Origin of the sequence: Lysobacter antibioticus HS124 (assembly GCF_000336385.2) — a bacterium.
GTDB classification, from domain to species: domain Bacteria; phylum Pseudomonadota; class Gammaproteobacteria; order Xanthomonadales; family Xanthomonadaceae; genus Lysobacter; species Lysobacter firmicutimachus.
This window is the reverse complement of record NZ_HG424559.1, coordinates 132834-138659: the sequence shown is the minus strand read 5'-3', so window position 1 is coordinate 138659 and position 5826 is coordinate 132834. Positions and strand designations below refer to the sequence as shown.

The following is a 5826-nucleotide window of genomic DNA, read 5'->3' as shown; positions in this document are numbered from 1 at the left end:
GGCGACAACGTCCTACTGGATTTCCTTCGGTCAAAAGTAACCAAAGAAAACGCCGTGGCTGTTTCGGATCAAAAGCCACCATGGGGCGAGACCTGCGTGGGGCTGCTTCGCACAGGCCCTCCCTGGCCTGGCTGCGCACGGCCCGCCTCCTTGCGGGCCGCCCTTCGGGGCTTCGATTTGTCTTCGCTAGTTCGATGCGGCGCCAAGCGCTTTACGGCAACCGCAACCGCAACGCGTCCGGTCAATGCTGTTGCTGGAACCGGGTCAGCATGTCCCAGGACTGGCGCAGGGCGGCGGGATCGACCTTGGCGTCGGGCAGCGGCCGATAGCGGCGGTCGACCACGGTGGCCGCGCCGTAGTTGTCGAACAGGTAGATCCGCTCGCCCTGGCGGATGCCGCGTTGCGACCAGCTCTCCACCAGCAGCGGCCGCTGCGGTTGGGCCGGGCCGAACAGGTCGCGGCCGGTGCTGTAGTCGCCGGCCGGGTTGCGGCAGCCCAAAGCGTGACGCATCACGGTCGGCACGAAATCTTCGTGCGCGGTGACGTGGGCGAACTTCTGCGCCGCGCGGCCGGGCCAGTGCAGTACGAACGGCGTGCGCAATTGGTAGTCGGAGAAGTTGCCGTTGTGGCCCCAGTAATTGAGCTTGAGGTCGTTGAACTCCTCGCCGTGGTCGCCGGTGATCAGCACTACCGTGTCGTCGGCGAAGGGGCTCGCGTCCAGCGCGCGCAGGAATTCGCCGATCAGGCTGTCGGCGTAATGCACTGCGGTGCGGTAGCGGTTGTACTCCGGAGTCGGGTCGTGATCCGGGCCGAGGTCGAGCGGATTGACGTCGGCGGCCATCGGCCGCGCCAGCGGCGGATAGCCCTTGGGCATGTAATAAGGCTGATGCGGCGAATCCAGGAACACGAAGCCGAAGAAACGCCCGTCGCGCGGGGTCGCGGCGATGTCGGCCTGCAGCCGGCGCAGGATTTCGCGATCGCGTTCGGCGCTCTTGCGCTTGCGCGGGCCGTTGACCACCCGCTCGCGCACCTCCGAGAACACCGTACGGTCGAACTCGGGGCTGTGCAGCGGCGCGCTGCCGTAGATATGCATGCCGTAGCCGTCGCGCTTCATCTGCCCGATCAGGGCCGAGCCGCGCTGTTCGGCCAACATCGGGTGCCAGTAGCCGCCGGGCAGGCCGTAGAGCAGGCCGAACACGCCGAAGCGGGTGGCGTTGCCGGAGCTGTAATGGTCGTCGAACCACTGCGAGCGCTGCGCATAGGCCCAGACATTGGGCATGGTCTGCGGCTCGAGCGCATCGTGGCGCAACGATTCGAGCAGGATCACCACCACGTTGAGCTTCGGCGCCGGATCGCATTGCAACGGCCGCAACGGGTAGGTCAGCAGACCTTCGCCCTGGGCCGGCAGCGAGGCGCCGGGCGCGCGTTCGATGCCGAACCGGGCCAGCGTGTCCTTGAGCGTGATCGGCTGGGCCCAGGGGATGTAGGGCAGTTGCGACATCACCACGCGGTCGCCGCGTGCGTCGTAGTAGGCCACCATGCCCTGGCTGATCAGCATCACGCCCGCCGCCCACAGCCAGCCCTTGAGCAGGCGCTGCCAGCCCGGCCGGCGCTCGAGCAGGCGCCACCACAGCCAGGCGAGCAGGATTTCCAGCGCCAGCACCGCGCCGACCGCGAGCGCGATCAGGCCCCATACCGCGCCCGAGAACACCACCTGGTCCTGCATCGCGCCGCCGAACACCATATTGGCGACCATCGCATTGAGGTGGAACCGATACAGGGCGAACACTTTGGCGTCGATGAGCAGCAGGCAGATCCAGGCCGCGTGCGGCAGCACGGCGGCCGCGCCCAGCACCCGCACGCTGCGGGTCGCCCAGCCCAACAGCAGCGCCTGCAGGCCCAGCACGGCGCCGAAGAACACGAAGTGGGCGGGCAGGGCCAGGGCCAGGAAGACCCCGGCCTTCCAGTGCTCGGTGAGGTGAGCGAAGGGGATGTTGGAGGCCGCGATCGCGATCGCCGCCAGTGCATTGGCGAAGATGAACCCGGTCAGCCAGGCCAAGGCGCGGCGCGCCGGGAAGGCGGGGCGGGCGGCAGTGTCTTGCATGCGGGGCGTTCTCGGCGGCCGACGGAGCTGCCGGCGCGCGAGGCCGGCCGGGGCGCGACTTTATCGTGTAATCCGCGTCCCGAATACCGCCCAAAGGTGGCTTTGCCGGCCCTGTCGCGATGCGGCGAGCGCGGACGCCGGGTTTGAGCGAAAATGATTTATTACCTTACGACCGACGACACCAACAGGAAGGCCACGTGAGTCAGATTCCCACCCTGGACATCCGCCGTTTCGACACTGACCGCGAGGCCTTCGTCGCCGAGCTCGGCGCCGCCTATCGCGAATGGGGCTTTGCCGGCATCCGCGGCCATGGCATTTCCGATCAGCAGATCGACCGTTCCTACGACGTGTTCAAGCGCTTCTTCGCCCTGCCGGAAGAGATCAAGCGCAAGTACCACGTGCCCGGCAGCGGCGGCGCGCGCGGCTACACCCCGTTCGGCGTGGAAACCGCCAAGGACTCCAAGCACTTCGACCTGAAGGAGTTCTGGCACGTCGGCCGCGAGATCCCGCGCGACTCCAAGTACGCCGCGGACATGCCGGCCAACCTGTGGCCGGAGGAAATCCCGGAGTTCCGCGAGCAGGCCTACGGCCTGTACCAGGCCCTGGACCGGCTCGGTTCGCGCGTGCTCAGCGCGCTGGCCCTGCACCTCGGCCTGGCGGAGAACTATTTCGCCGACAAGACCGACTCGGGCAACTCCATCCTGCGCCCGATCCACTACCCGCCGATCACCACCGACGACATCCCCAACGTGCGCGCCGGCGCGCACGAGGACATCAACCTGATCACCCTGCTGGTCGGCGCCAGCGCCGAGGGCCTGGAAGTGAAATCGCGCCAGGGCGAGTGGGTGCCGTTCACCGCCGACGCCGACACCATCGTGGTCAATATCGGCGACATGCTGCAGCGCCTGACCAATCACGTATACCCCTCGACCACCCACCGCGTGGTCAACCCGCCGGGCGAGAAAGCGCGCCAGCCGCGCTATTCGACTCCGTTCTTCCTGCACCCGAACCCGGACTTCCTGATCGACGTGCTGCCGTCGACGATCAGCGCCGACAACCCCAGCCGTTACCCCGAGCCGATCACCGCCCAGGGCTACCTGGAAGAGCGCTTGCGCGAGATCAAGCTCAAGTAAGCCGCCGGCGCGCGCCGCTCGCGCGCCGCATCGCCAGAACGGAAAAAGCCGGCTTGCGCCGGCTTTTTCTTTGCCTGCGGACGGGCTTGCGCGCTCACTCGATGCGTGTCGCCAACTCGCCGAGCGCGTCGGCATCGGCGGCGGTGAATCCCGCGGCCTCGCCGAACTCGGGCCAGCCCGCGCGCAAGGCCGCCATCACCGACGGGTCCTCGGTGTGGGCTTGCAACAGCCAGGCGGCGATCTCGGCGCAGGGGACGTCGGGCGCCGGACGGCACAGCAGCGGACCGGGCGGAATCGGCGGCGAACGCCACAATTCGACCAGGCCGGCGGGCCGGGCCGCGTCGTAGACGTCGGCGGCGAGCGCGGCGACCTCGGCGCGGCCCTCGCTCAGCGCCTGCAGCGCGGCGGCGTGCGAGCCGGCATAGCTCAGGCCGGCGAAATCGCTCGCCGGGTCCAGGCCCAGGCGGCGCAAATGGTGGGCCGGCACGAAGCCGCCCGAGGCGGAGTCCTGGCCGACCAGGACCAGGCGCAGGCGCGGCGCCTCGCGCCGGAGACTGTCCGCGGCGACGGCGTCGCTGCGCCCGACGAGCACGGCGCGATAGCGTTCGGCCTGCGCCGCCGGCACTTGCGGCACCGGCAAGGTGACCGGCGCGGACGCCCGCCAACGCCGGGTCTGCAGGTAGGCATGCAGATTGGGCACGGCCACGTCGACTTCGCCGCGGCGCAGTGCCTCCACCAGGTCGGTCGGCGAGGGGAACAGACGCAGCGCGGTCGCACGGCCGCCGCGCGCGGCGAGGTAATCGGCCAGCGGCCGGATCGCCGCTTCGCGATCGCGCTGCGGATAGGCATAGGTGGCGACGACCCAGGGCCGTGGCGCGGCCGCGGCGGTCGATTGGGCATGGGCCGCGGGCGCGCACAGCGCGAGCAGGCCGCAGAACAGCAGTGAGCGCGTCATCGCGATATCAGACGGCATCGACCGGCGTTTGTCATCGCCCTTACGACAGCGGCGTCGAAACCGCCTGCGCTGCCAACGGCCCGCAACACGCCATCGCTCCGCCCCCCTCAATTCCCCATCCCGAATCCCCAATCCCCAATCTCCAATCTCCAATCTCCAATCCCTAATCTCCAATCCCCAATCCCCAATCTCCAATCTCCAATCTCCAATCTCCAATCTCCAATCTCCAACCAAGACAATAAAGAAGCCGGCTTGCGCCGGCTCCTTCCTTTGCTGCATCGGCCATCCCTGGCCGGAGGAACGCAGCGACACAAACCGCTGCCGCCCCATTCCAGACTCCCCATTCCCCATTCCCGACTTTCAACACCCGATCGCCGCACACAAAGCCACGATGTTGTCGTCGGCGAAGCGCGGGCCGACCCAGGCGGTGCCGAAGGCGCCGATGTGCGGGCCGCTGACCACGCTGTTGACGTAGTGGCCGCCGCTGAGGTTCAGCAGCCAACCGCCGCCGCTGGCGCCATAGGTCATGTCGCAGCCCTGCACCAGCACGTTGGTGCCCTCGCTCGGCGAGCTGTAGGTCTGGCCGTTGCAGATATGGGTGAACTGGGTGCTCAGATTGCTGGCGTAGCCGTGGGAGGTGGCGTACTCGGAGTAGGGGCGGTTCCAGGTGCGGCCGAGCCAGCCGACATAGCTGGTGACCGGCAGGCCGGTGACCTGTTCGCCGGTGAGCTTGATCACCGCCACGTCCCAGCGCCGGCCGCCCGACGGGAAATAGCCGCTCGGAACGCGCGCGCTGCTCCAGCCGAAGCGACCGTACGGCGCTTCGCCGTAGCGCTCGGCCGGCACGAACACGAAGTTCGTGTTCCAGCCCGCGCCGAGCGTATAGACGCAATGCGCGGCGGTGATCAGCACCGAATTGCCGCTGGCGACGTTGGCGGTGCAGTACGAGCCGCTGCCGTCGGGCTTGGTGAAATAGAGCTTGCCGATCTTGTTCCAGGGCGTGGTCTTCCACTGGCTGGTGTAGTAGTTGCCCGGATAGCGGGTATAGGGGTAATGCGCGCCGTCCTTCTCGCCGCCGTCGGACAGCGCGCTCAACGGCGCTGCGCCCTTGGCCGCGTCGAGCGCGTCCAGGCGCTGCCAGGTGGCGCGGAAGTGGTTGCGGGCGAGGTAGTTGGCGAACGCCGGCGCTTCGCCGCCGGGGGCGCTGCCGGCGGCGCGGACCATCTTGTCGCTCAGCTCGGCGGTGTCCGCGGCTGCCCGGTCGTCGCGCGGCGCCCATTGCAGCGGCTTGACCGCGGCGCGTTGGCGTGCGGTGGCGAACGGGTGCGCTTGCGCCGACGTGGACAGGCGCTGCTGCGACGGCGGCGCCTGGATTTCGATCACGTCGCCGTAGGGCGTGCGCACGGTCTTGCCGGTGTCGGCGGCGTCGGCGGCGAAGCAGGTCAGGGCCAGCGCGCCGAGAGCGGCGAGGCGGGCGATGGGGCGGGGCGAGCGGCGGTTCTGCGACTTCATGGCGAAACTCCTTGTGGTATCGCTTCCCTGGGGGCGATGAACGGGTCGACGGTCGCCGGACGTGCGCCCCGACCCGGAGGGCGCGCGTCGCGGATCGGGAACGGGGGCGGTGCGCCGCCGGC

The 5826-nt window shown here is 68.8% G+C and carries 4 protein-coding genes; 1 reads left to right on the top strand and 3 read right to left on the bottom strand.

Translation table 11 applies throughout. From position 1 onward, the window contains the following. Nucleotides 1-241: 241 nt before the first annotated feature. Complete coding sequence (locus tag TX83_RS18900; protein WP_064749543.1) at nt 242-2104, bottom strand: DUF3413 domain-containing protein; 1863 nt, start codon at nt 2102-2104, stop codon at nt 242-244. A 197-nt stretch (nt 2105-2301) separates the two neighbouring features. Here TX83_RS18900 and TX83_RS18895 point away from each other — a divergent pair, with 197 nt between their 5' ends. Then, nucleotides 2302-3237: an isopenicillin N synthase family dioxygenase gene (locus tag TX83_RS18895; RefSeq protein ID WP_064749542.1), complete on the top strand. Its 936-nt coding sequence runs from the start codon at nt 2302-2304 to the stop codon at nt 3235-3237. A 94-nt stretch (nt 3238-3331) separates the two neighbouring features. On the opposite strand, the gene TX83_RS18890 is transcribed toward TX83_RS18895, so the two are convergent. Beyond that, nucleotides 3332-4192: a phosphate/phosphite/phosphonate ABC transporter substrate-binding protein gene (locus TX83_RS18890; protein ID WP_064749541.1), complete on the bottom strand. Its 861-nt coding sequence runs from the start codon at nt 4190-4192 to the stop codon at nt 3332-3334. 360 nt (nt 4193-4552) lie between these two features. Next, nucleotides 4553-5704: a trypsin-like serine peptidase gene (locus TX83_RS18885; protein WP_064749540.1), complete on the bottom strand. Its 1152-nt coding sequence runs from the start codon at nt 5702-5704 to the stop codon at nt 4553-4555. Between the last annotated feature and the right edge of the window lie 122 nt (nt 5705-5826).